Origin of the sequence: Actinocrinis sp. (assembly GCF_035605935.1) — a bacterium.
GTDB lineage: Bacteria > Actinomycetota > Actinomycetes > Streptomycetales > Catenulisporaceae > Actinocrinis.
In genome coordinates, this window is sequence record NZ_DATNGK010000093.1 from 1 (window position 1) to 22,891 (window position 22,891).

The following is a 22,891-nucleotide window of genomic DNA, read 5'->3' on the forward strand; positions in this document are numbered from 1 at the left end:
TGCCGGACCGGTTCGAAGAGGAAGATTTCCATTCCGCTTGCCTGGCGGGCGGCTGCGAGCAGCGTCCCGTCGCCGTGGGCGCGGCGAGCAGAGGCGACGCCGTCGTGCCGGCCGAGCGGCTCGCGCATCCGCGCTCGATGAAAGACCCATGCGCCGACCGGGGCGAGGCGGGTCGCCGCGATGTCGTAGTGGACGAACGCGGCCGTGCCGGGCCGGTCCTGGGCGCGAAAGAAGCTCGCGAGTGCATCGGCGGAAAAGTGGTGCAGCACCCCGGAGGAGATATAGACGGTGGCGTCCTCGTCGAGCGCGAAGGCGTCAGCGCACATGAAATCGCACCGCAGCCCTTCGGCCACGGCAAGCCTGGATGCTTCGGCCACCAAGACCGGGTTCATATCGACCCCGAGCAGTTCGACGTCAGCGCCGAGGACACCGGTCGCGGCGAGCGCACGAATGACATACCCGACGCCGCAGCCGATATCAACGACGCGCAGGCTGCGGGAACCGGCTGAGCGCGTCACGGCGAGAACCGGCCTGAGCAGTTCGGCGAACCGCTGCGCCATGTGCAATTCCTCGCCCAAGCGCTGAAGTTCGGTGTGGACGCGTACGAGCAGGCGGTCGACGGATTCCGGCTCCAGCACCCCGGCTTCGGCGGGCATCCGCTGCACGATCCGCGCCGCCCGGTGGTCGCCGGCGCAGCGCAGCCGTTCGATGACGTCGGTCGCGAAGACCGGCTCACGAGTGTGCGTGGCGGGATCCCAGGCGACGATCAAGTCGGAGATCTCGAGAACTGACACGCTGCGAACCCTAGCTGTTCAGCGGCGGGCACCGACGGCTGCGTACATCGCATAACGTGCCACGTCGCCGCCGAGCGGGTCGGGCGGTGCGTCGGGGTCCGGCCGCCAGCGAATGGTGTCGACGACGCCGGGTTCCAGCAGCTCGTAACCGCGCAGCAGTTGGGTGATCCCTTCTTTGCTGCGCAGCGTCATCGAGTGGCTGGCATGCTCGTACACGTCGCGCACCTCCGAGATCGCCTGCGGACGGTAGTCACCGGTGCCGTGGGTGAGCGCGATGTATGAGCCGGGGGCGGTTGCCTCCCGATACGCCGCGATGGTGCCCGCCGGGTCGTCCTCGTCCGGTACGAACGGCAGCGCGAGGAAGAGCAAGACCGCGATCGGGCGGCTGAGGTCCAGAAATCCGGTCAGCTGAGCGCTGGTGAGCACGGCCTGCGGATAGCGCAGGTCGGCGTGCAGAAATCGCGCATGGGGCACGTCCGCGAGCAGCACGCTGCCGTGCGCATAGGCAACCGGATCGCAGTCCACGTACAGCGTGCGCGCCTTCGGATTGGCCGCTTGCGCGACCTCGTGCACATTCCCGACCGTGGGAATTCCGGAGCCGAGGTCGAGGAATTGATCGATCCCGAGGCCGGCCAGCAGCTTGACGACCCGGCGCAGGAACGCGCGATTCGCGGTGGCGAAATGCCGCGCGTCGGGCCACACGGCCATCGCCTGCTCCGCCAGCTGCCGGTCGGCGGCGAAATTGTGCGAGCCGCCGAGGTAGTAGTCATACATGCGAGCCGCCGACGGGGTCTCGATATCCACCTCGCCAGGCGCCCAGCCAGGACGTTCGGTCACGACTTCGACTTTCCTTTCCACGGCGGCCGGGCCGCTGCGCTGTCCGCGGAAACGCTCAAGGCGAGCTTAGAGGGCAACCGTGCGACGGAGCAGCTGACCAAGGTCCGCTGGTTCGAGCTCGACTCCGTCGGCACTGCAGCGTGGGTCCGGCCGCGTTACTTTGGCGAGAGAGCGCGCCGAGGAGTGATTCAGCCATGGACGAGACGCCCGCCTCTGCCCCGTCGTCATCACCGTCCGGCGTGGCGAGCCTGGTGATGGCGGGCACGGAACCCGCGGTGCGGTTCGAGCGCATCCTGGCGATGACGCCGGAAGAGGTGTGGGCGGCGCTGACCGATCCGGACAGCCTGCGTGGCTGGTTTCCTTGCTCGATCTCGGCGCAGCAGTGGGAGGTCGGCGGGGCGCTGACCTTCTCGTTTCCCGGCCAAGCCGAGTTCACCATGGACGGCGTGGTGCTCGAATGCGACCCGCCGCGGGTGCTGGCGTATCTGTGGGGCGAGGAAACGCTGCGCTTTGAGCTCGAAGCGGTGTCGGTCGATGAAGGCGAGACGCGGCTGGTGCTGACCGATGAACTGTCCGCGCCGATCGCCGCGCGCAACGCCGCGGGATGGCATCTGTGCCTGGATCGGCTGGCTGGAAAGCCTGCGGCGGCTCGGAATGATGGCAGCGCCGGGGCTGAGGAGACGGGCGGCGGGGACGATTGGCGGCGGCTGTTCGCTCTCTATAGTGCGGCGTTCGAGCCCTTGCTCGGGCCGCAGGAAGGACCGCCTGCCGGGTTCGAGGATGGTAGCTGAGCAGCTGCTGACCTGCGATCCTACGATCGACAGCGGGCTCGCACGGCCGGCGGCGCACGCATGTGAGAGATGACGTACTGCCGCGAGCGCCGTGCGGGATTATCCTGGGATAGGTGAACGTTCAACAACATAACGTTCGAAGCGTCGGCCCGGCAGGGGCGGGCGCGAGATCCAGGAGGTCACGATGCCTGCGGTGACGGTGGACAGCACGCTGGAGCTTGCGCGGGTGCCGCAGGTTCCCGCCGAGGGGACCCAGCAACGGCCGGTGCGGTCGGTGAGCACCGCGCCCAAGGGCTTCGAGGGCGAGGGGTTCCCAGTGCATCGCGCCTTCGCGGGCGTGTCGATGCGTGATCTGGACCCGTTCATCCATATGGACCAGATGGGCGAGGTGGAATACGCGCCAGGTGAGCCGAAGGGCACGCCGTGGCATCCGCACCGCGGATTCGAGACCGTCACATACATGATCGACGGCGAGTTCGAGCACGCCGACTCGCACGGCGGCGGCGGGAAGATCACCGACGGGGCGACGCAGTGGATGACCGCGGGCAGCGGCATCCTGCACATCGAGACCCCGCCGGAGCATCTGGTGATGTCGGGCGGTCTGTTCCACGGGATCCAGCTGTGGGTGAACCTGCCGCGGGCGAACAAGTGGAACCCGCCGCGCTACCAGGCCATCGAGGGCGCGCAGGCGACGCTGCTTTCCTCCCCTGACGGCGGCGCGCTGGTGCGCGTGATCGCGGGCGAGGTCGGCGGACAGAAGGGTCCGGGCAGCACGTTCACCCCGATCACGATGATCCACGCGACGCTGCGGCCGGGCGCGCGGCTGGTGCTGCCGTGGCGCGCGGACTTCAACGCCCTGGTCTACAGCCTCTCCGGCCGTGGCTCGGTGGGCGCGGAGGACCGGCCGATGGAGAGTTCACAGCTGGCGGTGTTCGGTGCCGGCGACGCGCTGACGATCGAGGCCAGCACGCGGCCGGACAGCCGCACGCCGGACTTCGACGTGCTGATCTTGGGCGGGCAGCCGATCCGCGAGCCGGTGGCGCACTACGGGCCGTTCGTGATGAACACGAAGGAAGAGCTGATCCAGGCCTTCGAGGACTTCCAGGCCGGGCGGATGGGTGTGATCCCGGAGGGACGCACGCCGCACACCCAGCCCGGCGAGCAGCGGCCGCAGTAGCGGGCTGCTCCCTGCGGTCCGTCTGAGACTGCCGGTTCGTCGCACCTCAGGGTGCGGCGGGTCGGCCTGTGACGCGGCGCGCTTGCGGAACCCCCCTCCGTCCGCGGGCGCGCCGCCATGTCTTATCAGCGGCGCGTCGTGTTAGGGCACTGCGTTGCCTTGTCCTGCTGAGCGGGACAGTCAGGCGCCAGGGGTGCGATCGCGCCAATCATCGGCGTCCTTGTCCGTATCCTCGCGCAGGATGGGGCTATCTACGTTGGACAGGATCGCGGCGAACGGCGGGATAAGGGCGGCGGCCGCGCTCATGGCGACGGCCGCGGCGACCGAGTAGAACCGGATCCAGCCCCAGGCCAGGATCACCAGCGTGAAGCAAAGGCCCATCATCAGCAGGTAGCGGCGGTGGCGGGTACGTGGCGTGGCCGGGGCGTGCGGCTCCTGCGCGGGCCGGTCGGACGGCAGCGGCCGGTAGGGCGGGATGCCGGGGCCGGGCTGGTAGTGCGGTCCTTGGCGGATGCGGTGAACGACGACCGCGACGTTGATCAGCGCGACGACACAGAGCGCGGCGAACGCCCAGGTGAGCGGTTGACTGCCGAGCAGCGCGAAGAGGATGACTCCGGCCAGGCCGTTGGCCAGCCCGGTCAGCGCGAGCGCGAGGCGCAGGCGCAGTGGACTGCGGGCATGGACTGGTTCATCACCGCTGCGCACGCGGTGATGGTAACGGTAGGTGCCGGAAGAGCCGGTTTCACTCACGGGGAGGGCGCCTTCCGGTTGTGCGCCAAGTGGGGCGCGGAGCTTGCCTGCGGTGGCCGGGACGCGGTGGCTCAGCTTGCGGGACTCGGACTGCGGGGACAGGCCGTCGGCCGGTCATCCGCCGGATACCCGTGGCTGTCACGCATAATCGCGGACATGGAGCCAAGCGATCACGAGCTGGACGGTCAGCGCGGGGCGGTCGGATCCGCAACCAGATCGGCAGCCGGTACGGGCATCGCCGCGGTAGGTCCAGCAGGTCCGGTGGATCCGTCGCGGACGCTGGGGGCATGCGTCGAGGAGTTTCTGCGCGCGCGGCAGGCCCGGAAGCACGCGGCGAACACGCTGGCCGCGTACCGGCGCGACCTGGACGCAATCGGGGCTCTGCTGGCCGATCAGCACGGCTGTGAGGCGCCTGATGTGCCGATCGACGCGGTGACAGGCCGTGCGCTGCGGCAGGCGTTCGCCGAATACGCGCAACCACGTTCGGCGGCTTCGGTAGGGCGTGCCTGGTCGGTGTGGAACCAGTTCTTCTCATTCCTGGTCGCGGACACGGTGGTGCCGGGCAATCCGATGGGGACCGTGGATCGGCCCCGCCCGCCGCATCGGTTTCCCAAGCCGCTGCGTGGGACGGACACGCCGGAGCGGCTGCTGGCCTCGAGCGCCGCGCCGCCGGACCGCACACGGCGCAGACGGCCCTGGCCGGAGCGGGATTTCGCGGTGGTGGCGCTGCTGCTGTGCGCGGGTCTGCGTTCCAGTGAGCTGCTGGACTTGACGGTCGGGTGCCTGGATGGGCGCGAGGGCGAGCGATACCTGAAGGTGCGCGGCAAGGGCGGCAAGGAGCGGTCGATTCCGGTGGAGCCGGAGCTGGACGCGGTAGTGACGGAGTATCTGGAGTCGCGGCGGGCGAAGTTCGCCGGACGCTCCCCGGCACGGTCCGATCCGCTGTTCGTGGGGCATGATGGCGCGCCGATGGGGCGTGGCGCATTGCAGTATCTCGTCGGGCGTGCGTATCAGGAGGCCGGGGTTTCTTCGCGGGTGCCACAGGGTGCGCTGGTGCATGCGTTGAGGCACACGTTCGCCACGCGGCTGGCGGAGGACGGGGCGAGCGCGGTGGAGATCATGCGGCTGCTGGGGCACGCGTCGCTGACGACAAGTCAGAACTACATTGACGCGACGGCGCGCGAGCAGCGGGCGGCGGTGCGGGCGAACCGTACGCACCAGGCGTTGCGGAAGTTGCTGGCGGCGGAGACGCAAACCGAATCGGGAGCCCCGCCGCACGAGGCGGAAACGGAAACGGCGGCGCAGTCCGGGGCGCAGTCGGCTCGAGAGGCGGCTTCGGGTTCGGACGCAATCGCCGGAGGCGTCGGCGAGTAGGCGCGTCAGCGACAGCAGTCACCGGCCAGGGTGTCGGGGCGCGGTCGTACGATCATGACGTGGCCGATTCCTCTTCCTCCCTCTCCGTTCCCGCTTCGGCCCCCGCGCCGACCGATACGGCGGTGCGTGACGGGTTGCGTGCGGCGGCGGATCTGGCGGCCGCGCACCTGGGCGGTGTGGCGGCGCGGCCGGTGTGGCAGGCGATGCCCGAGCAGATGCGTGCGGCGTTGCTGGAGGCGCCGCTGCCCGAGAGCGGCCGCGCGATCGGTGAATTGCTCGACGAGGCAGCGCGGCGGGTGCTGGCCTATCCGATGGGCAACGGGCATCCGGCGTTCTTCGGGTGGGTGAATGCCGCGCCGCATCCGGCGGCGGTGGCGGCCGGATTGCTGGCGTCGGCGTCGAATCCGTCGAGCGCGGGCGGGGATCACGCGGATGTGCCGCTGGAGCGCGCGGTGGTGCGGTGGCTCGCGCAGCTGGTGGGGTTTCCGCACGAGACCGGCGCTGGCCTGCTGACGTCGGGGGCGTCGATGGCGACGATCGTCGCGGTCGGCGCGGCGCGGCATCGGGCGCTGGAGCGGGCAGGCTGGGACGTGCGTGAGCGCGGCCTGGCTGGCGCGCCGGAGTTGACCGCGTATGCGACGGCGGAGGCGCATTCGTGCGTGCGTAAGGCGATCGAGCTGCTGGGGATCGGCAGCAGGGCGCTGCGTACCGTGCCTGAACGCACAGGTAGGGCAGAGCAAGGCGACAGATCAAGCAGCTCAGGGATGGACGTCGAGGCGCTGCGGGCGCTGATCACACAGGACCGCGAGGCCGGCCGGGTGCCGTTCCTTGTGGTCGCCAGCGCGGGGACGGTCAACACGGGCGCGATCGATCCGTTCGAGGAGATCGCGGAGGTGTGCGGGTCGCCGGGCGGCGCGGGCGGCTTGTGGCTGCACGTCGACGGCGCGTACGGCGCCTTTGGCGTGCTCGATTCGCGGGTGACGGCGCGGTATGCGGGGATGGCGCGGGCTGATTCCCTGGCGCTGGATCCGCACAAGTGGTTGCAGGTGCCGATCGGGGTCGGGGCGCTGCTGGTGGCCGACCGGGAGTCGCTGCGGTCCGCGTTTTCGCTGGTGCCGCCGTATCTGCGGGACGAGGGCGGGGATGCGCTGGGGTGGCTGAGCGAGTACGGGATCGAGCAGACCCGGCAGTTTCGGGCGCTGCCGGTATGGGCGTCGATCGCGGCGCGCGGCCGGACGGGAGTGGCGTCGGACATCGCGGCGTGCAACGAGACGGCGCGGGAGCTGGCGCGGCTGGTAGCGCAGGCGCCGGATCTGGAGTTGGCGGCGCCGGTGGAGTTGTCGATCGTGGCGTTCCGGTACGCGTCTCAGGGCGCGACGGCGCAGGAGGTCGACCGGGTCAATGCGGTGCTGCCGACCGCGATCCAGGAGCGCGGGGCGGCGTTCGTGACCGGGTCGGTGTATCAGGGCCGACCGGTGCTACGGGCGTGTGTGCTCAATCCGGCGACACGAGCGGAGCATGTGCGGCTGCTGGTGGCGGAGGCGCGGGCGGCGGGGGCCGCGTTGCTGGCTGGCAGCACGTAATACGGGCCGTGCTGAATAATGGGGCGCTGTGCCCTCCGCTCGTGCGCGCCGCGCCGCCTCGCAACCCGCAGCCGCGCTGACCACATCGGGAGTGGCGCGGCTGCTGCCGGATGTCGACCGGCCCGGCGCGATGCTGCTCACGCTCAACGAGGTGCCGCAGTCCTACGTGGACCTCGAGGATCCGACGCGCCTTGAGTTCGAGTACATCCAGCGCCTCGCGCACGTCGCCGATTCGGTCTTCCCGGCCGGTGCGCGCCTTGAGGCGTTGCATCTGGGCGGCGGCGCGCTGAGCCTGCCGCGGTATCTGGCGCACACCCGGCCCGGCAGCGGTCAGCTGGCGGTGGAGATCGACGCACTGCTGGTCGAGTTCGTGCGCGAGCATCTGCCGTGGGACCGGCGATGGCGGCTGAAAGTGCGCACCGGGGACGCACGCGAGGCGTTGGCGTCGCGGCGGCCGGCCAGCGCGGATCTGGTGGTGGCGGACGCGTTCGCGGGCGCACGGACGCCAGCGCATCTGACGAGTGTGGAGTTCGTGACGCTGGCGGCGAACGTGTTGCGGCCGGGTGGCGTGTATACGGCGAACATCGCGGATGGCGCGCCGCTGGCTTTCGCGCGTGGGCAAGCGGCGACGGTTCGCGCGGTGTTCCCGCATGTGGCGTTGATCGCGGAGGCGGCGGTACTGCGCGGGCGGCGCTTCGGAAACCTCGTGCTGGCCGCGTCGCATGAATCGCTTCCGCTGGCTGAGCTGGTGCGCCGTACTGCGGGCGATCCGTTCCCGGCGCGGGTGACCGGCGAGGAAGGTCTGGACGCGTGGATCGCAGGCGCGGTTCCGGTCACGGACGCGACCGCGGTGCCCTCCCCCGAGCCGCCGCCGGGCGCGTTCGAGCTGTAAGGATCGCCAGCCGGTAAAGGCTGTTGCGACGCGGGGTTTTGGCCGCGATGATGGCGCGACCGAAGCAGTGACGATACCGCCGCGGAAACCAAGGCAGTGTTAACCAACGCTGTATTGATCAGTGCCGTGTTGATCAGCGCCGCGAAACGCTGATGTGTGACGAGAGGATGCGCTGCATGCTGGGGACGGTGAACCTGCCCGAGTACATCGCCGGCGCCGGTCTGATCATCCTGCTGCCGGGACCGAACTCGCTGTATGTGCTGTCGGTGGCCGCGCGCAGGGGTGTGCGCACGGGGTATCGAGCGGCGTGCGGCGTATTCCTCGGTGACAGCACCCTGATCATGTTGACCTCGCTGGGTGCGGCCTCGTTGCTCACGCGCTGGCCGCTCGCGTTCGACGCGGTGAAGTACTTGGGCGCGGCGTACCTGGCGGTGCTCGGTGCCGGGATGCTGCGCTCGGCCGTGCGCTCGCTGCGGCAACGGCGTGCACAATTACGCGAGGCGCAGCCCAGAGGGTCCAGCGACGACGGAGCGACGCTCGCGGTCGCGGTGCCAGTCGAACCGGATGCCCCGACTTCGCGGGCGACGGCGCAGACACCAGCGGGTGCGACCGGGTCAGCCGCAATTGAGCGACCGTTTCGCCGAGCGCTGGTGGTGAGCCTCCTCAATCCGAAGGCGATCTTGTTCTTCCTCGCGTTCTTCACCCAGTTCGTCGACCCCTCCTATGCACATCCAGTCGTGCCGTTCGCGGTGCTGGCGGTGATCATCCAGGCGTTCTCGGTGGTGTATCTGAGCGCTTTGATCCTGGGCGGGAACCGGCTGGCTTCTGCGTTGCGCCGGCGGCGCCGGCTGGCCTCGTACATGGCCGGCGGGGTGGGCACGCTGTTCCTCGGGTTCGCCGCGAAGCTGGCGACCGCGACCCTGCGCTGATCCCTTGCGCTAATCCCCCCGCGGGTCCGGCCGTCCGCGACCGCTACTGGCTCGGCGGAGCGGTGCGCCCGGCGGGCGGCGCGCTGTGGTGCCGCGTGCGACGACAACGACCGCCGTTAAACCCGCGCACAGTCAGCACTGAAGCCTTGCGACCGGCGGCAGCGCGCCCCCGGTGCATCCGCCGCGCCGCAGCGCGCGCCCTGGGCGAGCACGTACAGTACAAGTCTGCGCGACACACGCGACGGAGGGGACGAATGTGTCTGGTCATTCCATGACCGTCCCGTACATCACACCGACCGACCCCGCCCCCGCGTGGAGCGTGCCCATCCCGGCGCAAGTGACTGCGGTGCGGCATGGGCAGTCCACGGCCAACGCGGCGTTCGCGGAGGCGGCGCTCACCGGGGCGCTGAGCGTGCCGATCACCGAGCGGGACGCCGATCTGCCACTGACGCATCTCGGGGCGGCGCAGGCCGCGGCCGTGGGGCGGCGCCTGGCCGCAGACCCGCCGGACGTGGTGTTTTGCTCGCCCTATCTGCGCACACGTCAGACACTCGCCGCGATCCTCGGCTCGCTCGCGGACGCGGGTGTGCCACAGCCCGAGCTGCGCTTCGACGAGCGGTTGCGCGATCGGGAAACCGGGGCGTGGGAGATGCTGACCACGGCGGCGCTGCGGCGCAGGTACCCGGAGGAGATGGCGCGGCGCGACCATGTCGGGCCGTTCTACTTCCGGCCGCCGAGCGGGGAGAACTTCCCGGATGTGGCGCTGCGGGTGCGTTCTGCGTTGCGCGACGCGCTACCCGCGGCGGGCGGGCGGAATCTGCTGATCGTGGCGCACGACGCGGTGGTGCTGATGCTGCGGCTGATCTTCGACGGGCTCGACGAGCCGGCGCTGAACCGGATCGTGGACGCGGGCGGCGCGATCGGCAACTGCACGGTGACCCGATGGACGGCGGAGGGCGCGCGGATGCGGTTGGCGGACTACAACGACGCGGACCATCTGCGGCACCTGGCGGCCATCTCCTAAGCGGTGCGCCGGGCGATGGTCTCGCGGGTCTCCTGCGGCAGCGCGTCGCCGGCCGCGAGCAGGTCGCGCAGCCGGTCCGGTTCGGTGGTCAGCGCGCGGAAGTAGACCCCGAGGGTGACCTGGTGGCTTGGGCGGTGCTCGATGGTCACCGGGTCGCCGGCCTGGACCGGGCCCGGTTCGATGACGCGCAGGTAAGCGCCGGAGACGCCGCGTTCGGTGAAGCGTTTGACCCAGTGCGACTCGCCCATCTTCTCCGCGAACACGCCGCACGGGATGCGCGGGCAGGCCGCCTCCAAAAGCACGTGCTCGCCGACCCGCCAGCGTTCGCCGACCAGCGCGCCGGTCAGGTCGAGGCCGAGGGTGGTCAGGTTCTCCCCGAACATCCCCGGAGGCAGCTCCCGGCCCAGTTCGCGCTCCCACCAGTCCAGGTCCTCGCGGGCGTAGGCGTAGACGGCCTGGTCGTCGCCGCCGTGGTTCTTGCGGTCGCAGACCAGGTCGCCGGCGACTCCGCTCGCGCCGACGCCCTTCGGTCCGGGCGCCTGGACGTGCACGGGGTGGGCGACCGGCAACTTCCCGATGCCGCTGGGTTGGTTCTTGGCGTTGGTGAAGTGAGCGGTGGCGGCGAGGTTGACTGAAAGCAGCCGTCCGTGCGGCGCGGGCGGGATGTTCATGGTCGGCAGCGTAGAGGGGTGGCGCGGGGCGTGTCGCGCCGTTATCCGACGCTACTTCTCAAAACGCCCTAAAGGTCGAGGTCGAATTCGCTCGGCCCGGTGCCATCGAGCTGCGCGGCGAGCGCGTAGGCGAGCAGCGTGTTGCGGGTCGGACCGGGGGTTTCCAGGGCCTGGCGCAAGGCGCGCGGCTGTCCGACGAGCACCACAGTGCGCTTAGCACGGGTGACCAGAGTGTAGAGCAGGGAGCGGGTTAACAGCATCGGGGCGTCGAGGGTGATCGGCGCGACCACGTGCGGGAATTCGCTGCCCTGGGCCTTGTGCACGGAGACGGCGTAGGAGTGGATCAGGTCATCGAGTTCGGTGAAGTCGTAGGCGACCTGTTCGCCGTCGTCGGTGAGCACCTCTAGGGCGCTGTCCTTGAGGTCTAGGTTGACCACGGTGCCCAGAGTGCCGTTGTACACGCCGGCCTCGCCTTTGGCGTAGTCGTTGCGGGCGGCCATGACCCGGTCGCCGACGCGGAAGACCCGGGAGCCGGACCAGAACTCCGGTTCGTTCTCCTGCCGCGGGTTCAGCCGCTCCTGCAGCAGCCGGCCCAGTTCCACGGTGCCGGCGGCGCCGCGCCGAGTCGGGCACAGCACCTGCACGTCGGCGGGGTCGGCGCCGAGTTTCGCCGGCAGGCGGCTGGTGGCGATCTGCACGACGGTGCGGGCGATTTCCTTCGGGTCGTCGAGCTCGGCGAACCAGAAGTCGGCGCGGCGCAGTTCGGGCAGCTGCCCGGCGCGGATGCGATGCGCGTTGGCCGTGATGGTGGAGTCGGCGGCCTGACGGAAGACATGCGTCAGCTCGGTACGCGGGATGCCGGGCACGCGCAGCACGTCGGCGAGAACGGCGCCGGGGCCGACGGAGGGCAGTTGATCGGTGTCGCCGACCAGAAGCAGGTGGGTGCCGGGCGGGATCTGCGCGGCCAGGCGGGCGGCGAGGTGCACGTCGAGCATCGAGGCCTCGTCGATGACGATCAGGTGCACCATCGTGGTGCGCGGCCCGAACAGGGCGCCGCCTTCCGCGTCGTCATCGTTGGCGGAGGGGTCGGCCGCCAGGCGATGCACGGTCAGGGCGCGGGCGCCGGTCAGTTCGGCCAGGCGTCGGGCGGCTTTACCGGTGGGGGCGGCGAGGGTGACGCTGCCGCCGCCAGCGCGCACCAGTTCGACTATCTCGCGCACGGTGTGGGACTTGCCGCAGCCGGGTCCGCCGGTGAGCACGGACACCGGGTGGGTCAGCGCCATACGCACGGCGTCGCGCTGCCCGGGGTGCAGGTCCTCGCCGAACTGGTCGGCGGCGACGCGGCGGCGTACCGGTTCGGGCAGGTCTGATTCGGCGGCGGCCAAGGCCGCGAGGGCGCGGGCGAGTTTGTTCTCGGCGCGGCGCAAGGCGCGTGGAGCGAGCAGCGCCACCCCGGTGACGGGATGCTCCTCGGCCGCGAGCGGCGCGCCACGTCCGACGGTCAGGCGGACCGCGGCCTCGCGCAGCAGCGCCGGGTCCTGCTCGACGAGCGCGGCGGCCTCTTTGACGGCTTCCTCCGCGGTCAGGTGGCAGTGTCCGGCCCGGCGGGCTCGCACCGAGCACACTTCCCAGACTGCGGCCTCCAGGCGGGCCGGGTTGTCCAGGGCGCCACCGGCGTGCAAGGCGATGCGGTCAGCCGCGGGGAAGCTTATGCCGTCGACCTCGCCGACCATCCGGTACGGGTCCTCGGCCACGGTTTTGAGGCTGTCTTCGCCGAAGGCGCGGTGGATGGGTTCGGCAAGCAGCGGGGAGACCCCGTGCCCGCGCAGCACCGCCATCAGTTCCTTGATGATCTTCTGGGCCTGCCAGGACTCGGTGATGCGGCGGGTGCGCCGCTCGCCGATGCCGAAGACTTCCGCGAGGCGGGCTGGATCGCGGTCGATGACGGCGAGGGTGTCCTCGCCGAAGCGGTCGGTGATGGCCTGGGCCAGCAGCGGGCCGACGCCGCGCACCAGGCCGGTGCCGAGGTAGCGGCGGATCGCGGGCACCCCGGCCGGCGGGCGGCGTTCGCATTCCTCCACGGTGAACTGTTCGCCGTGGCGGCGGTGCTGGGTCCAGCGGCCGGTCAGGCGCAGGCCCTCGCCGGGCCGGGCGCCGGCCAGCTCGGGGCCGACGGCGGTGAGCGGCGCGCTGTCCTGGGTGGTCGCACGCAGTGCGGTGAAGCCGTCGTCGCGCACGAACAGCACGAACTCGACGACGGCGTCGAGCGTGGTCAGTGGTGTGCGCGCGGTCATACCTGCACGGTATCGCGGGCTTCTGACAACCGGCGCGCGATGATCCGCGGCCGGGGCGCGGCGCTAGGCGTTTTTGTGCGCGCGGCCCGTGGAGCGGCGATCTCGTCAGCCGACGGGGTCGGCGTGGCCGCGGGGCTGAGGCGGTTGCGCAGAAAGATATCTGAAACCGCGTCATGGATCGGGGTGTTGCGGCTCCCTGCTGGTGAAGTCCCTCGTGAAGGAGACGCGAATGTCCCACCCCCACACCCCCTCCTGCTCTCTCGAACCCGGCGTTGACGCGGCGCTCGGTGCCTTGCTTCCGGTCGCTCCGGTGGCAAGCGCGGCCGCGGCGTTGCGCGCCGGGTACCCGGATCCGGCGCGGGTGGCCGCGGTGCCGGCCGGTCCGCTGTTCGACGCGGTGAGTGTCGGCATGGACCTGGGTCTTGAGGCGCTGGATCTGCTGCTGCGCTCCGGTGCGCCGCTCGGTCCGGTCGCTGCGGACGGGCGGGCGCAGGTGCGGCGGGTCGGGTTTTTGCTGGCGCCGGACACGCTGGCCCGGCTGCGCGGTTTCGCCTGGTGGTGCCGGGCGCACGGGCTTCGTACCGCGTCACACGGGGACGTGGTGGCGTTGCCTCCGCTGGTCGGGGACGGGCTGACGCGGCTGCTGTGGCTGGTGCCGCCGCCGGAGGGCGCTGCGGGTGCGGCAACCGATCCGGCTCTGCTGCTGGGGGCGTTGCGCCGGGCGCTGAGCCGCTGCGGCGGTGGCGGCGCGGCCGGACTGTCAAGTGTCAGCGCTTTGAAGTACTCGTTTGGGTGAGCTTTGGTCGAGGGCCGCGTCTCGCGGGAATCCCGGGCGTAGAACGGGCGGGGCTCTGCGGCCGGCCGGGCCCCGTGGAGGGGTGCGCGCCGCCCGGGTGCGCCAGGGGACGGAATGAGGGCTTTGCGGGATGCAGCGGCAGCAGGGGCCAGCCGTGGCGGCGGGGCCGCCGGATCGTGAGCTGATCGACCGGGTGCGCGCCGGGGACCTGGCCGCGTACGACCCGCTGTACCAGCGCCACGCCCGCTCCGCGCTGGCACATGCCCGGCACTGGGCACGCAGCGAGGCCGCCGCGGAGGATCTGCGGGCGGAGGCGTTCACGCGGGTGCTGCACGCGATCCGCAACGGCAATGGCCCGACTGAGGCGTTCCGGCCGTATCTGCTGACCACGATGCGGCACGTGGCGCGGGACTGGGCCGCCAGCGAACGGCGGCTACTGCTGGTCGCGGACATGGTGGACCTGGAGGAACCCGAGCCGCAGGCCGATCCGGTGCTCGCCGCGCTGGAGCGCTCCTTGGCCGGGCAGGCGTTCATGGCACTGCCGGAGCGCTGGCAAACCGTGCTGTGGCACACCGAGGTCGAGGGCGAGGGCCCTGCGCAGCTGGCGCCGCTGCTGGGCATCGAGCCGGCGGCAGTCGCGGCGCTGGCGTATCGGGCACGCGAAGGCCTCAAGCAGGCCTACCTGCAAGCTCACGTGCGGGAGGTCAGCGCGGAGTCGTGCCGTCCGTACGCGCAGCGGCTGGGCGCGGCTGTCCGCGGGAAGCTCGGGCGGCGCGAGCGGGGCAAGGTCGAGGAGCACCTGCGGTACTGCGCGGAGTGCGCGGGGCTGCTGGCGATGCTCAAGTATGTCAACGCGCATATCGGTGTGTTGGCGGCGCCCGCGGTGCTCGGCACGGCGGTGGCGGCCAAGACCGCGCTGGCGATCGCGGCCGGCGCGGGAGCCGCGGCAGGCACGGTGAGCGTGGCCTCGGGCGGATCGGGGGCGGCCTCCGGCGCGCACGCCGGGATTCTGGCTCGGGGGGCGGCCAAACTGCGCCACGCCTCGCCGCGCCAGCAGGCAGTGGCGGTGGGTACCGCCGCGGCCGTCGCCGCCGGGGCGCTCGCGTTCGCGCTGGCCGGCAGTCCCGCGGCCCCGCCGCCCGCACCGGCGGCCAGCCACAGCGCCCTGGCAGCGCCTGCGCCGTCCAGCGCGCCGCCGGTGGTGAGCCCGAGTGCGAGTCCCAGCGCCAGCCCGCCCGCTTCTCCCCCGCCGCCACGACCGTCGCCGAGCCCCGCGCGTCCATCGCCGAGCGCCAGTCACAGCCCTATGCCCTCGCCGAGCGCCCCCGCCCCAAGCCCCAGCCCATCGCCCAGCTCACCGTCGCCATCCCCTGCGGAGGTGATGTGTCCGGGCATCCCGCTGGACGTGCTGGGCATCGAACTGCGGCTGGAGGTACAGGTGCGCGTCAGCCTGGGCCGAACTGGACTGCTGCTGATCGAGACCGGTTGCCAAAGCGGCCCGCCCACGCCGTTCTGACGGCGCGCCAGCTGACCTGTGGTCAGCCGGTGCCCATGTGGGTGATCGGCGGGCGGTCAGTCGGTGCCCGTTCAGTCGATGCGGACCGGGCCGTGCGCGGTGCGGAAGTCGACGGCGAGCAGCCCGGCTTCGTCCCAGGCGTTGGCAGCGTCGCCCGGCTCGAGCCAGTTGACGTGCACGTGCGGCAGCGGGTCGATCTCGGGAGTACCGAGCCAGGCGAGGATCTCGGCGCGTTTGCCGGCGATCTCCAGCCGCTCGATACCGACCGAGCCGTCCGCGCCTGCCGAGGGGTGCTCCTGCTTGGGGCAGCGCCACTGGATCAGGTAGGGGATCTGCGGGTCTTGCAGCAGATCCAGCAGCCCGATCTGCTGCCATTCCAGCAGCGTCCCGTCGGGACGACGCCGGTGCCCCTCCGCGCTCGGCCGGCCGAGGCGTGCCTCAAAGGGCGCCAGATCATCCACGGAGACCACCCAGCCGAGCCAGCCGCCCCCGAGCTCGGCGCGGCGGCGCACCGCCTGCCCAAACGGCATCGTGTCGGTGGCCGGATGCTCCAGCGGCGCGACGACTTCGACGTAGCAGCCGCCGTCCAGCGGCAGCACGGCGTTGCGGGTGCCGTAGCGCGGATGCAGCCCGCCGTCGGTGAAAGGGGCGCCGAGCAGCGCGCCGAGCCGGGAGACGGTGGAGGGGAACGCCTCGGCGTCGCACGCGTAGGAGACATGGTCCAGTAGCACGTGGATGCTCCTCCCCCGTTCGGGGCGGGTCATAACAGCGCGCCCTCGTTCGGCGCAGCCGCGCACGCGCGGCATAAGGTGATCGAGACACGGATCGAGAGACACGGACGTTTTTTGACGGGGCGTCGGGGACGGCGCCCGATAGGAGGAGCGCGATGAGCACACCGCACATCGGCTACGCGGCGATGCTGGAGCAGTTCGGTCCGCTCGAGGTGACCGAGTTCAGCGCGCAGGCCGAGGCGGCCGGGTTCACCGGGGTGATGGCTGCGGACCACTTCCAGCCGTGGGTGCCGGCACAGGGCAGCGCGCCGTTCGTGTGGAACGTGCTGACCGCGATCGGGGCGCGCACCGAGGGTGATCTGGGGCCCGGGGTGACCTGCCCGTCGTTCAAGATGCACCCGGCGATCGTGGCGCAGGCCTCGGCGACGCTCGCGGCGATGTACCCGGGGCGGCACTGGCTCGGGCTCGGCGCCGGCGAGGCGCTCAACGAGCACATCGTCGGCGGGTACTGGCCGGAGGCCGCCGAGCGCAGCGCCCGGATGTGGGAGGCGCTGGAGATCATCAAGAAGCTGTTCGCCAGCGGCCTGGAGCAGCGGGACGTCAAGCACTCCGGCAAGTACTTCACGCTGGAGTCCACCCGCCTATGGACGATGCCGCAGGCGGCCCCGGAGATCTACATCGCCACCGCCGGGCCGATCAACGCCAAGCGCACCGGCAAGCTCGCCGACGGGATCATCACCCCTGGCGCCGCGCCCGCGAAGATCGAGACGGTGCTCGGGAAGTTCGCCGAAGGCGCGCGCGAGGCGGGTAAGGACCCGGAGACGATGCCGAAGATCCTGCAGTTGCACCTGTCCTGGGCCGAGAGCGACGAGCAGGCGATGGCCAACGCGATGCACGAGTGGCCCAACGGCGGGATGAAGTTCGACAAGGGCGACGTGCGCTCGCCGTTCCATTTCGAGCAGATGGCCAAGCTGGTGCGGCCGGAGGACTTCGAGGGCCGGATGGTGATCAGCGCGGACCCGGAGGTGCACCGCGCGGAGGTGCAGCGCTATCTCGATCTCGGGTTCGACCGGATCTACCTGCACAACGTCGGGCGCAATCAGGCCGAGTGGATCGAGGTGTTCGGCCGGGACGTGCTGCCGAAGCTACATCGCTGACCGCTGCGGCTGTGACTGTGACTGCGGCTGCGGCTGCGGCTGCGCAGCCGGATGACCGTACGCCTGAGTGACTGCGTGATCGTGTGACAGTGCGACTGTGCGCTTACCTCCTGACCATTTGGTCATATTGGCGCGTATTGGGCTGTCAGGGCGAATCGGTGTACGCACGCCGCTATCGGGCGTAACCGGGTGGTGGGGTCCTCGTTGCCCCTGGGCGAAGGGGAGCTGATTTCGTGCCTTATGGCAATGCGCTCCCGTCCCGTCTAGAGCAACAGAGGTCTACAGATGCATGGGTTTGCCAAGCGGGGGCTGGCGCTCGCCGCCGCCACGTCCGGCCTGGTCCTGGGGACGGCGGGCATCGCCGCTGCTGACGCCACCGCGACCGGTGAGACGGCGCACTCCGGCGGCGCCGCCTCCGGCAACGTGGTCAACGCGCCGGTGGCGGTTCCGGTCAACTTCTGCGGGAACCAGGCTCTGGTCATCGCGCTGAAGAACGTGGACGAGGGCTCGACGTGCACCATCGGTTCGGGCGAGGGCGCGCTGGCGCAGGGCAGCTCGGAGCGCTCCGGCGGCGCGGGCTCGGGCAACGTGGTCGACGCCGCGGTGGCCGTTCCGGTCAACGCCTGCGGCAACGAGGTCGGCGTGATCGCGGCCAAGGACAAGGTCAAGCCGCAGACCTGCACCATCGGCACCAACGGCGACGCGCCCGGGGCGGTCGCGACCGGCGCGTCGGAGCACTCCGGCGGGCTGCTGTCCGGCAACGTCGTCAACGCTGCGGTGTCCGTGCCGGTGAACCTGTGCGGCAACCAGGCCGACGTGATCGGTTTCCGCAACACCGTCGACAGCACGACCTGCACCATCGGCTGACGATCCGTCGGCCGGGCCTCGCGCCTGGATCGCACGGTAACGACAGAGCGGTAACGACAAGAACGGCCGGTTCCGGCGCAGCGGTGGTGTGTGCGCGCCGGAACTCGGATGCACACGCGGTTCGCGCCGCGCGGCTGTACTGGGGGCCGCGCGGCGAGAGGGCACTGTCGGGCCCCGCACTCCCCTGCAATTCGCGCCTGGGGGGTGCGGGGCCCGATCGCGTCCAAGCGGCGGATGGTGCGCGGGAGCTGGCATACGTGCACTGAGGTGCGCGTCAGGGCCCGCATGGTCAGCGGCGAGCGTGCCCGTGACGGCGCTGGCAGGCGGCGCGTGCGGGGCGCAGGTCCGGTCCGCGTCCGCCGCAAGTCCGCCGGTTTGCTCCCGCGGTGCGGCATCGATGGGCGACGATGGATTCGTTACGTGGTATCACTCGATCGGGTGAGCCGTTCGCAGCGGTGAGCACTCGTTGTTCGTGAGCGGATGTCGGCGGGCGAAGGGCGGGACGTTGGAAGGTGCGCGCGGCCCGCGGGGCCGGATACCCGGCGCGGGCGACAGGTCGCACCGGCGACAGGCCGGTCCGGTGCGCAAGACCGTCGAGGTGCTGCTGTCCGGTGCGGTGGGCATGGCGCTGGTGGGCATCCTGCTCGCGCTGCTGCACGTCGGTTCCTCTCCACCGGCATCGGCGGACGAGAGCCCGAGCCCGGGGCAGCGAGCCAGTGCAACCGTCCCTGCCGCGTTGCCCGGTCCGGCTGCGGGTCAGGCGGCGGGAATCGGGGGCACAGGCGGTAACGGCGCTGCCGGTGCGGCCGGAAGTATGCAGAGTCACTCGGGCGCGGCGGCCGCGGCGCACGAGAGCACCGCGGCCGCTGCGCAGTCCCCGTCCCAAGCCGGTGCCTCGGCGTCCTCTGGTGTGTCTCGCAGCGCCAGCCCTTCGGCGGGTCCGGCGTCCTCCTCGCCCGCGCCAGGAGTTCTCGGCGGGGCGGTAGGCGGCGTGGTCGGAGGCGTCGCGGGCCTGGTGGGACAGTTGGTCGGCGGCTTGTCCGGCGGCGGCAGCGGCTGATCCCGGTGCGCCGCGATCGCGCCGATCGCGCGGGCCGCGACGGCGGTGAGTGTCGCAGCCGTCGAAGGATCTGCTGGAAGGCCGCCTACTGGTACCGTGACCTGGGCGCCCACGATGCGGCGCAGCGCCCCGGCAGCCCGGGGCGGCGAGGGCAGGACGGGAGCGGATGGTCTCGACGACGGGCGGCGGCGGCGCGCCGACGCTGGAGACGGTAGCGGCGTACGCGGGGGTGTCGCGGGCCACGGTCTCCCGCGTGATCAACAACTCCCCAAAGGTGTCCCCGGAGGTGCGCGAGACGGTCGAGGCCGCGATCGACGAGCTCGGGTACGTGCCGAACCGGGCCGCGCGCACGCTGGTGACCCGGCGCACCGACTCCCTGGCGATGATCATCCCGGAGCCGGACGCGTTCTTCTTCGCCGACCCGTATCTGACCACTATGGTCACCGAGGTCAACCGGGTGCTGGACGCCACCGAGCTGCAGCTGGTGCTGGTGATGCAGGGCCAGAGCGGCGCGATGCCGGCGCGCGGGCGCATGGAGCGGTACGTGACCTCGGGGCACGTGGACGGGGTGATCCTGGTCTCGGTGCACGAGGCGAACCCGCTGCCGGGGATATTGGTGGGCGCGGGGGTGCCGGTGGTGCACGGCGGGCGGCCAGCGCCAGCGCATTCCTCGGTGCCGTATGTCGACGTCGACAACGTCTACGGCGCTCGGCAGGCCACTGAGCATCTGCTCTCGCTCGGGCGGCGGCGGATCGCGACGATCGCCGGCCCGCAGGACATGACGGCCGGTCAGGACCGCTTGGCCGGGTACCGGCAAGCGCTGGTGGACGCCGGATTCGAGGCGCGCGCAGCACACGGGGACTTCACCGAGCGCTCCGGGTTCGACGCGGCGCGCGCGCTGTTGGAGGCCGAACCGAAGCTGGACGCGATTTTCGGGGCCTCGGACCTGATGGCGCGTGGCGCGCTGCGGGCGCTGCGGGAGGCGGGACGGCGGGTACCCGAGGACGTGGCGGTGATCGGGTTCGACGATCTCGGGGTGGCTCAGGCCGCCGATCCGCCGCTCAGCTCCGTCCGCCAGCCGATCGAGCAGGTGGCGCGGGACCTGGTGCGACTGCTGCTGGCGCGCGTGGACGGTGCCTCGGTGCAATCGCTGACGCTGCCGACCACGCTGACGCTGCGTGCCTCCGCCTGAACGCAGGGCGCCTCACGTGACAGACAGCCACGTGACGGCAGGTCAGTCCCCGCGTCCCGTATAGGAGTACAGCTCGACGAGGGAGCGCAGGTCAGCCACCGCCTGGAGCGCCGCGCCAGGACCATTGGACGGCTGGATGCCCATCGCCGCGAGGGTGTCGCCGGAATCCAGGTCGAGCAGTACCCACGGATCACCCGGCCGCAGGTTAACGCGCACGATCTGCGGCCATTCCAGCCGGTGCGTGCGCAACATGTTGACGATGGTGACGCCACCGCGGTCAGCGATGACCTTGGGCCGCGCCAGGATGCACAGCACGGCCGCTCCGGCGAACCCGATCGCGCCGAACGCGATGCGGTCAGCCAGCGGCCAGGGCGCACCGCCGTCGCTGGGCAGCAGCGCGGCGACCAGGCTCATCGAGGCGGCCATCAGCACCGCGACGGCGAAGACGATCATGCGGGTGCGCGCGGGGCGCCAGGTGATCGGCAGGACGGGCAGTCCGTCCTCGCCGCTTGCGCCGACCGCGCTGCCGCTGCGCTCGCTGTTGGGTGCCATCGGTCCCGTCTCGTCGGCGTCTGATTCCGCTACCCACCTGCCGGGCCGGGCGCCTGGGCTTTAAAGGGACGCAGCTACAGGCGGCAGGCCCGAATGTCGGTCACGAGAATAGCGCGCGCCCCGAGCCCCCAAAGGTCGTCCATGATGCGCTGGGCATCCTCGCGCAGCACCATCGAGCGCACCGCGACCCAGCCCTCGGTGTGCAGCGGGGAGATCGTCGGGGATTCAAGGCCCGGAGTGACGGCCACGGCCTCCTTGAGCCGTTCCGCGCGGATGTCATAGTCCATCAGCACGTAACGGCGGGCTACCAGCACGCCCTGCATGCGCCGCACGAACTGGTCGACCGCGGGATCGGGCTCGGCTCCGTTGCGGCGCACGAGCACGGCCTCGGACTGCAGGATCGGCGAGCCGATCAGCTCCAGGCCCATCTGCCGCAGCGTGGTGCCGGTCTCCACGACGTCCGCGATCACGTCGGCGACGCCGAGTTCGATGGCGATCTCCACGGCGCCGTCAAGCTTGACCACCTCGGCTTTGACTCCGGCGGCCGCGAGGTGGGCCTGCACGACGCCGGTGTAGGAGCTGGCGATGCGCATCCCGGCGAGGTCTTCGACGGTGGAGCCGGTGCCGGGGCGCCCGGCGAAGCGGAAGGTGGAGCGGGCGAATCCCAGCTGCATGATCTCCTCGGCAGGGGCGCCGGAGTCCAGCAGCAGGTCGCGGCCGGTGATGCCGATGTCGAGGCGGCCGGAGCCGATGTAGGTGGCGATGTCCCGGGGGCGCAGGAAGAACAGCTCGGCGCCGGAGGCGGGGTCGGCCACGAGCAGTTCGCGGTCCTTGCGCTGCCGGTATCCGGCCTCATGCAGCATTTCGCAGGCCGCCTCGGACAGCGATCCCTTGTTGGGCACGGCGATGCGCAGCATGGCGGGCGGGCCTTTCGTCGCGGGTGCGGTACGGAGGGGGGTCGGCGAGCGTGCCGGGTTTAGCTCAGCGGGCTTATAGGTGTGCGTACACGTCGTCGAGGGAGATCCCACGCTCGAGCATGAGTACCTGAAGGTGGTACAGCAGCTGGCTGATCTCCTCGGCGGTGCGATCGGCGCCCTCGTGTTCGGCTGCCATCCACACCTCGGCGGCCTCTTCGACGATCTTCTTGCCGATGGTGTGCACGCCGGCTTGTACGAGTTCGACGGTGCGCGAGCCGGGGGCGGCGGCGGCGACCTTCTCGGTGAGCTCTGCGTGCAGCTGCTCGAAGCTTTTCGCGCTCACTGTTCGCCCAGCCCCTTGAGGGTCAGCGCGGTGGCGACGGCGCTGAGCGCGGCCTCGCGGCCCTTGTCCTCCGCCGAGCCGGGCAATCCGGCGCGGTCCAGGGCCTGCTGATCGGTGTCGCAGGTCAGCACGCCGAAGCCGACCGGGATGCCGGATTCGACGGCGACTCTCGTCAGGCCGTCGGTGGCGGCACGGCACACGTAGTCGAAGTGGGGAGTGCCGCCGCGCACCACGACGCCAAGTGCGACGATCGCGTCGTAGCGGCGCTTGGCCAGGGCGTGCGCGGCCACGGGCAGTTCGAAGCAGCCTGGTACGCGCACGACCCGCGGCTCGTCGATGCCGATCTCGGCGAGGGCTTTGCGCGCATTGTCCAGCAGCGCGTCCATGACCTCGGTATGCCACTGCGCCGCGATGATGCCGACGCGCAGGTGCGCGCACTTCTTCAGGTCCGCGGGGTTCACGGCCAGTTCGGGTGCTCCGGTGCCGGACACGCGCTCTCCAGTTCCAGGGTCTCGCCCCGGCACGGGCCGGGGCAACGCCGCATAGTGCGTTACGTATGGTGCGCTCTGCACAGCTGCGGTCAGCGTTGTACAAAGCGTTGCTGCGTTGACGTTATCGCAGCTGCGGTCAGCTCAGCCGCGCCG

General features: G+C 71.1%; 23 protein-coding genes. 13 read left to right on the forward strand and 10 right to left on the reverse strand.

Annotated elements, in window-relative coordinates; all coding sequences use genetic code 11:
• Both VN779_RS08470 and VN779_RS08475 read right to left on the reverse strand, forming a co-directional pair.
• Window positions 1–770 (reverse strand): class I SAM-dependent methyltransferase (locus VN779_RS08470; protein ID WP_325721885.1); only part of this gene is annotated, 770 nt, incomplete at its 3' end.
• Window positions 771–812: 42 nt separating this feature from the next.
• Complete coding sequence (locus tag VN779_RS08475; RefSeq protein ID WP_325721886.1) at window positions 813–1,631, reverse strand: SAM-dependent methyltransferase; 819 nt, start codon at window positions 1,629–1,631, stop codon at window positions 813–815.
• Between the two features lie 194 nt (window positions 1,632–1,825).
• Here VN779_RS08475 and VN779_RS08480 point away from each other — a divergent pair, with 194 nt between their 5' ends.
• Together VN779_RS08480 and VN779_RS08485 are read left to right on the forward strand one after the other, a co-directional pair.
• Entirely contained in the window at window positions 1,826–2,422 is a 597-nt protein-coding gene (locus VN779_RS08480) for an SRPBCC domain-containing protein (protein WP_325721887.1), read from the forward strand.
• A gap of 184 nt (window positions 2,423–2,606) precedes the next feature.
• Window positions 2,607–3,599 carry a pirin family protein gene (locus tag VN779_RS08485; RefSeq protein WP_325721888.1) on the forward strand — a complete coding sequence of 331 codons (993 nt, stop codon included), beginning with the start codon at window positions 2,607–2,609 and terminating at the stop codon, window positions 3,597–3,599.
• 180 nt (window positions 3,600–3,779) lie between these two features.
• Here VN779_RS08485 and VN779_RS08490 read toward each other — a convergent pair whose 3' ends face one another.
• Window positions 3,780–4,304 carry a DUF6343 family protein gene (locus VN779_RS08490; protein ID WP_325721889.1) on the reverse strand — a complete coding sequence of 175 codons (525 nt, stop codon included), beginning with the start codon at window positions 4,302–4,304 and terminating at the stop codon, window positions 3,780–3,782.
• Between the two features lie 201 nt (window positions 4,305–4,505).
• Here VN779_RS08490 and VN779_RS08495 point away from each other — a divergent pair, with 201 nt between their 5' ends.
• The 5 genes from VN779_RS08495 to VN779_RS08515 all read left to right on the forward strand — a co-directional run bounded on the left by VN779_RS08495 (window position 4,506) and on the right by VN779_RS08515 (window position 10,151).
• A complete protein-coding gene (locus VN779_RS08495) occupies window positions 4,506–5,723 on the forward strand; it encodes a tyrosine-type recombinase/integrase (protein ID WP_325721890.1) in 1,218 nt (405 codons plus the stop codon).
• A gap of 59 nt (window positions 5,724–5,782) precedes the next feature.
• Window positions 5,783–7,306, forward strand: coding sequence for a pyridoxal phosphate-dependent decarboxylase family protein (locus VN779_RS08500; protein ID WP_325721891.1), 1,524 nt, complete (start codon window positions 5,783–5,785; stop codon window positions 7,304–7,306).
• Between the two features lie 28 nt (window positions 7,307–7,334).
• Window positions 7,335–8,198 carry a spermidine synthase gene (locus VN779_RS08505; RefSeq protein WP_325721892.1) on the forward strand — a complete coding sequence of 288 codons (864 nt, stop codon included), beginning with the start codon at window positions 7,335–7,337 and terminating at the stop codon, window positions 8,196–8,198.
• Between the two features lie 176 nt (window positions 8,199–8,374).
• On the forward strand, window positions 8,375–9,127 hold the full coding sequence (gene leuE, locus VN779_RS08510; protein ID WP_325721893.1) for a leucine efflux protein LeuE: 753 nt from the start codon (window positions 8,375–8,377) through the stop codon (window positions 9,125–9,127).
• 271 nt (window positions 9,128–9,398) lie between these two features.
• A complete protein-coding gene (locus VN779_RS08515; protein WP_325721894.1) occupies window positions 9,399–10,151 on the forward strand; it encodes a histidine phosphatase family protein in 753 nt (250 codons plus the stop codon).
• Here the strand turns inward: VN779_RS08515 and VN779_RS08520 are convergent.
• Both VN779_RS08520 and VN779_RS08525 read right to left on the reverse strand, forming a co-directional pair.
• Complete coding sequence (locus VN779_RS08520) at window positions 10,148–10,822, reverse strand: MOSC domain-containing protein (protein WP_325721895.1); 675 nt, start codon at window positions 10,820–10,822, stop codon at window positions 10,148–10,150. The genes VN779_RS08515 and VN779_RS08520 overlap by 4 nt on opposite strands.
• Window positions 10,823–10,890: 68 nt before the next feature.
• Window positions 10,891–13,116: an ATP-dependent RecD-like DNA helicase gene (locus VN779_RS08525; RefSeq protein WP_325721896.1), complete on the reverse strand. Its 2,226-nt coding sequence runs from the start codon at window positions 13,114–13,116 to the stop codon at window positions 10,891–10,893.
• Between the two features lie 229 nt (window positions 13,117–13,345).
• Between VN779_RS08525 and VN779_RS08530 the strand changes: the two genes are divergently transcribed.
• The gene (locus VN779_RS08530; RefSeq protein WP_325721897.1) at window positions 13,346–13,912 is read left to right on the forward strand and encodes a hypothetical protein; all 567 of its coding nucleotides are present in this window, start codon (window positions 13,346–13,348) and stop codon (window positions 13,910–13,912) included.
• A 130-nt stretch (window positions 13,913–14,042) separates the two neighbouring features.
• The gene (locus tag VN779_RS08535) at window positions 14,043–15,428 is read left to right on the forward strand and encodes a sigma-70 family RNA polymerase sigma factor (protein ID WP_325721898.1); all 1,386 of its coding nucleotides are present in this window, start codon (window positions 14,043–14,045) and stop codon (window positions 15,426–15,428) included.
• A gap of 71 nt (window positions 15,429–15,499) precedes the next feature.
• On the opposite strand, the gene VN779_RS08540 is transcribed toward VN779_RS08535, so the two are convergent.
• Window positions 15,500–16,159 carry a VOC family protein gene (locus VN779_RS08540; protein WP_325721899.1) on the reverse strand — a complete coding sequence of 220 codons (660 nt, stop codon included), beginning with the start codon at window positions 16,157–16,159 and terminating at the stop codon, window positions 15,500–15,502.
• A 155-nt stretch (window positions 16,160–16,314) separates the two neighbouring features.
• Between VN779_RS08540 and VN779_RS08545 the strand changes: the two genes are divergently transcribed.
• From VN779_RS08545 to VN779_RS08560, 4 genes are all read left to right on the forward strand, one after another.
• A complete protein-coding gene (locus VN779_RS08545; protein ID WP_325721900.1) occupies window positions 16,315–17,316 on the forward strand; it encodes a TIGR03557 family F420-dependent LLM class oxidoreductase in 1,002 nt (333 codons plus the stop codon).
• Between the two features lie 285 nt (window positions 17,317–17,601).
• On the forward strand, window positions 17,602–18,183 hold the full coding sequence (locus VN779_RS08550) for a chaplin (RefSeq protein WP_325721901.1): 582 nt from the start codon (window positions 17,602–17,604) through the stop codon (window positions 18,181–18,183).
• A gap of 580 nt (window positions 18,184–18,763) precedes the next feature.
• Window positions 18,764–19,243, forward strand: a complete 480-nt coding sequence (locus VN779_RS08555; RefSeq protein ID WP_325721902.1) for a hypothetical protein — start codon at window positions 18,764–18,766, stop codon at window positions 19,241–19,243.
• A gap of 166 nt (window positions 19,244–19,409) precedes the next feature.
• On the forward strand, window positions 19,410–20,435 hold the full coding sequence (locus tag VN779_RS08560) for a LacI family DNA-binding transcriptional regulator (protein ID WP_325721903.1): 1,026 nt from the start codon (window positions 19,410–19,412) through the stop codon (window positions 20,433–20,435).
• 42 nt (window positions 20,436–20,477) lie between these two features.
• On the opposite strand, the gene VN779_RS08565 is transcribed toward VN779_RS08560, so the two are convergent.
• The 4 genes from VN779_RS08565 to ribH all read right to left on the reverse strand — a co-directional run bounded on the left by VN779_RS08565 (window position 20,478) and on the right by ribH (window position 22,738).
• Window positions 20,478–20,987 (reverse strand): PH domain-containing protein, encoded by a 510-nt coding sequence (locus VN779_RS08565; RefSeq protein WP_325721904.1) that lies wholly within the window; start codon window positions 20,985–20,987, stop codon window positions 20,478–20,480.
• Between the two features lie 74 nt (window positions 20,988–21,061).
• Window positions 21,062–21,904 (reverse strand): ATP phosphoribosyltransferase, encoded by an 843-nt coding sequence (gene hisG / locus VN779_RS08570; protein WP_325721905.1) that lies wholly within the window; start codon window positions 21,902–21,904, stop codon window positions 21,062–21,064.
• 73 nt (window positions 21,905–21,977) lie between these two features.
• The gene (locus tag VN779_RS08575; RefSeq protein WP_325721906.1) at window positions 21,978–22,247 is read right to left on the reverse strand and encodes a phosphoribosyl-ATP diphosphatase; all 270 of its coding nucleotides are present in this window, start codon (window positions 22,245–22,247) and stop codon (window positions 21,978–21,980) included.
• Window positions 22,244–22,738, reverse strand: coding sequence for a 6,7-dimethyl-8-ribityllumazine synthase (gene ribH / locus VN779_RS08580; protein ID WP_325721907.1), 495 nt, complete (start codon window positions 22,736–22,738; stop codon window positions 22,244–22,246). Before ribH ends, VN779_RS08575 begins: the two co-directional genes overlap by 4 nt.
• Window positions 22,739–22,891 lie beyond the last annotated feature (153 nt).

What these genes read in the sequence shown, in the direction of transcription:
- VN779_RS08525 (WP_325721896.1), bottom strand. Translation starts at nt 13,116, where the DNA reads ATGACCGCGCGCACACCACTGACCACGCTCGACGCCGTCGTCGAGTTC.
- VN779_RS08550 (WP_325721901.1), top strand. Translation starts at nt 17,602, where the DNA reads ATGCATGGGTTTGCCAAGCGGGGGCTGGCGCTCGCCGCCGCCACGTCC.
- VN779_RS08520 (WP_325721895.1), bottom strand. Translation starts at nt 10,822, where the DNA reads ATGAACATCCCGCCCGCGCCGCACGGACGGCTGCTTTCAGTCAACCTC.
- VN779_RS08480 (WP_325721887.1), top strand. Translation starts at nt 1,826, where the DNA reads ATGGACGAGACGCCCGCCTCTGCCCCGTCGTCATCACCGTCCGGCGTG.
- VN779_RS08530 (WP_325721897.1), top strand. Translation starts at nt 13,346, where the DNA reads ATGTCCCACCCCCACACCCCCTCCTGCTCTCTCGAACCCGGCGTTGAC.
- VN779_RS08535 (WP_325721898.1), top strand. Translation starts at nt 14,043, where the DNA reads ATGCAGCGGCAGCAGGGGCCAGCCGTGGCGGCGGGGCCGCCGGATCGT.
- VN779_RS08565 (WP_325721904.1), bottom strand. Translation starts at nt 20,987, where the DNA reads ATGGCACCCAACAGCGAGCGCAGCGGCAGCGCGGTCGGCGCAAGCGGC.
- leuE (WP_325721893.1), top strand. Translation starts at nt 8,375, where the DNA reads ATGCTGGGGACGGTGAACCTGCCCGAGTACATCGCCGGCGCCGGTCTG.
- VN779_RS08560 (WP_325721903.1), top strand. Translation starts at nt 19,410, where the DNA reads ATGGTCTCGACGACGGGCGGCGGCGGCGCGCCGACGCTGGAGACGGTA.
- VN779_RS08545 (WP_325721900.1), top strand. Translation starts at nt 16,315, where the DNA reads ATGAGCACACCGCACATCGGCTACGCGGCGATGCTGGAGCAGTTCGGT.
- VN779_RS08495 (WP_325721890.1), top strand. Translation starts at nt 4,506, where the DNA reads ATGGAGCCAAGCGATCACGAGCTGGACGGTCAGCGCGGGGCGGTCGGA.
- VN779_RS08485 (WP_325721888.1), top strand. Translation starts at nt 2,607, where the DNA reads ATGCCTGCGGTGACGGTGGACAGCACGCTGGAGCTTGCGCGGGTGCCG.
- VN779_RS08515 (WP_325721894.1), top strand. Translation starts at nt 9,399, where the DNA reads ATGACCGTCCCGTACATCACACCGACCGACCCCGCCCCCGCGTGGAGC.
- hisG (WP_325721905.1), bottom strand. Translation starts at nt 21,904, where the DNA reads ATGCTGCGCATCGCCGTGCCCAACAAGGGATCGCTGTCCGAGGCGGCC.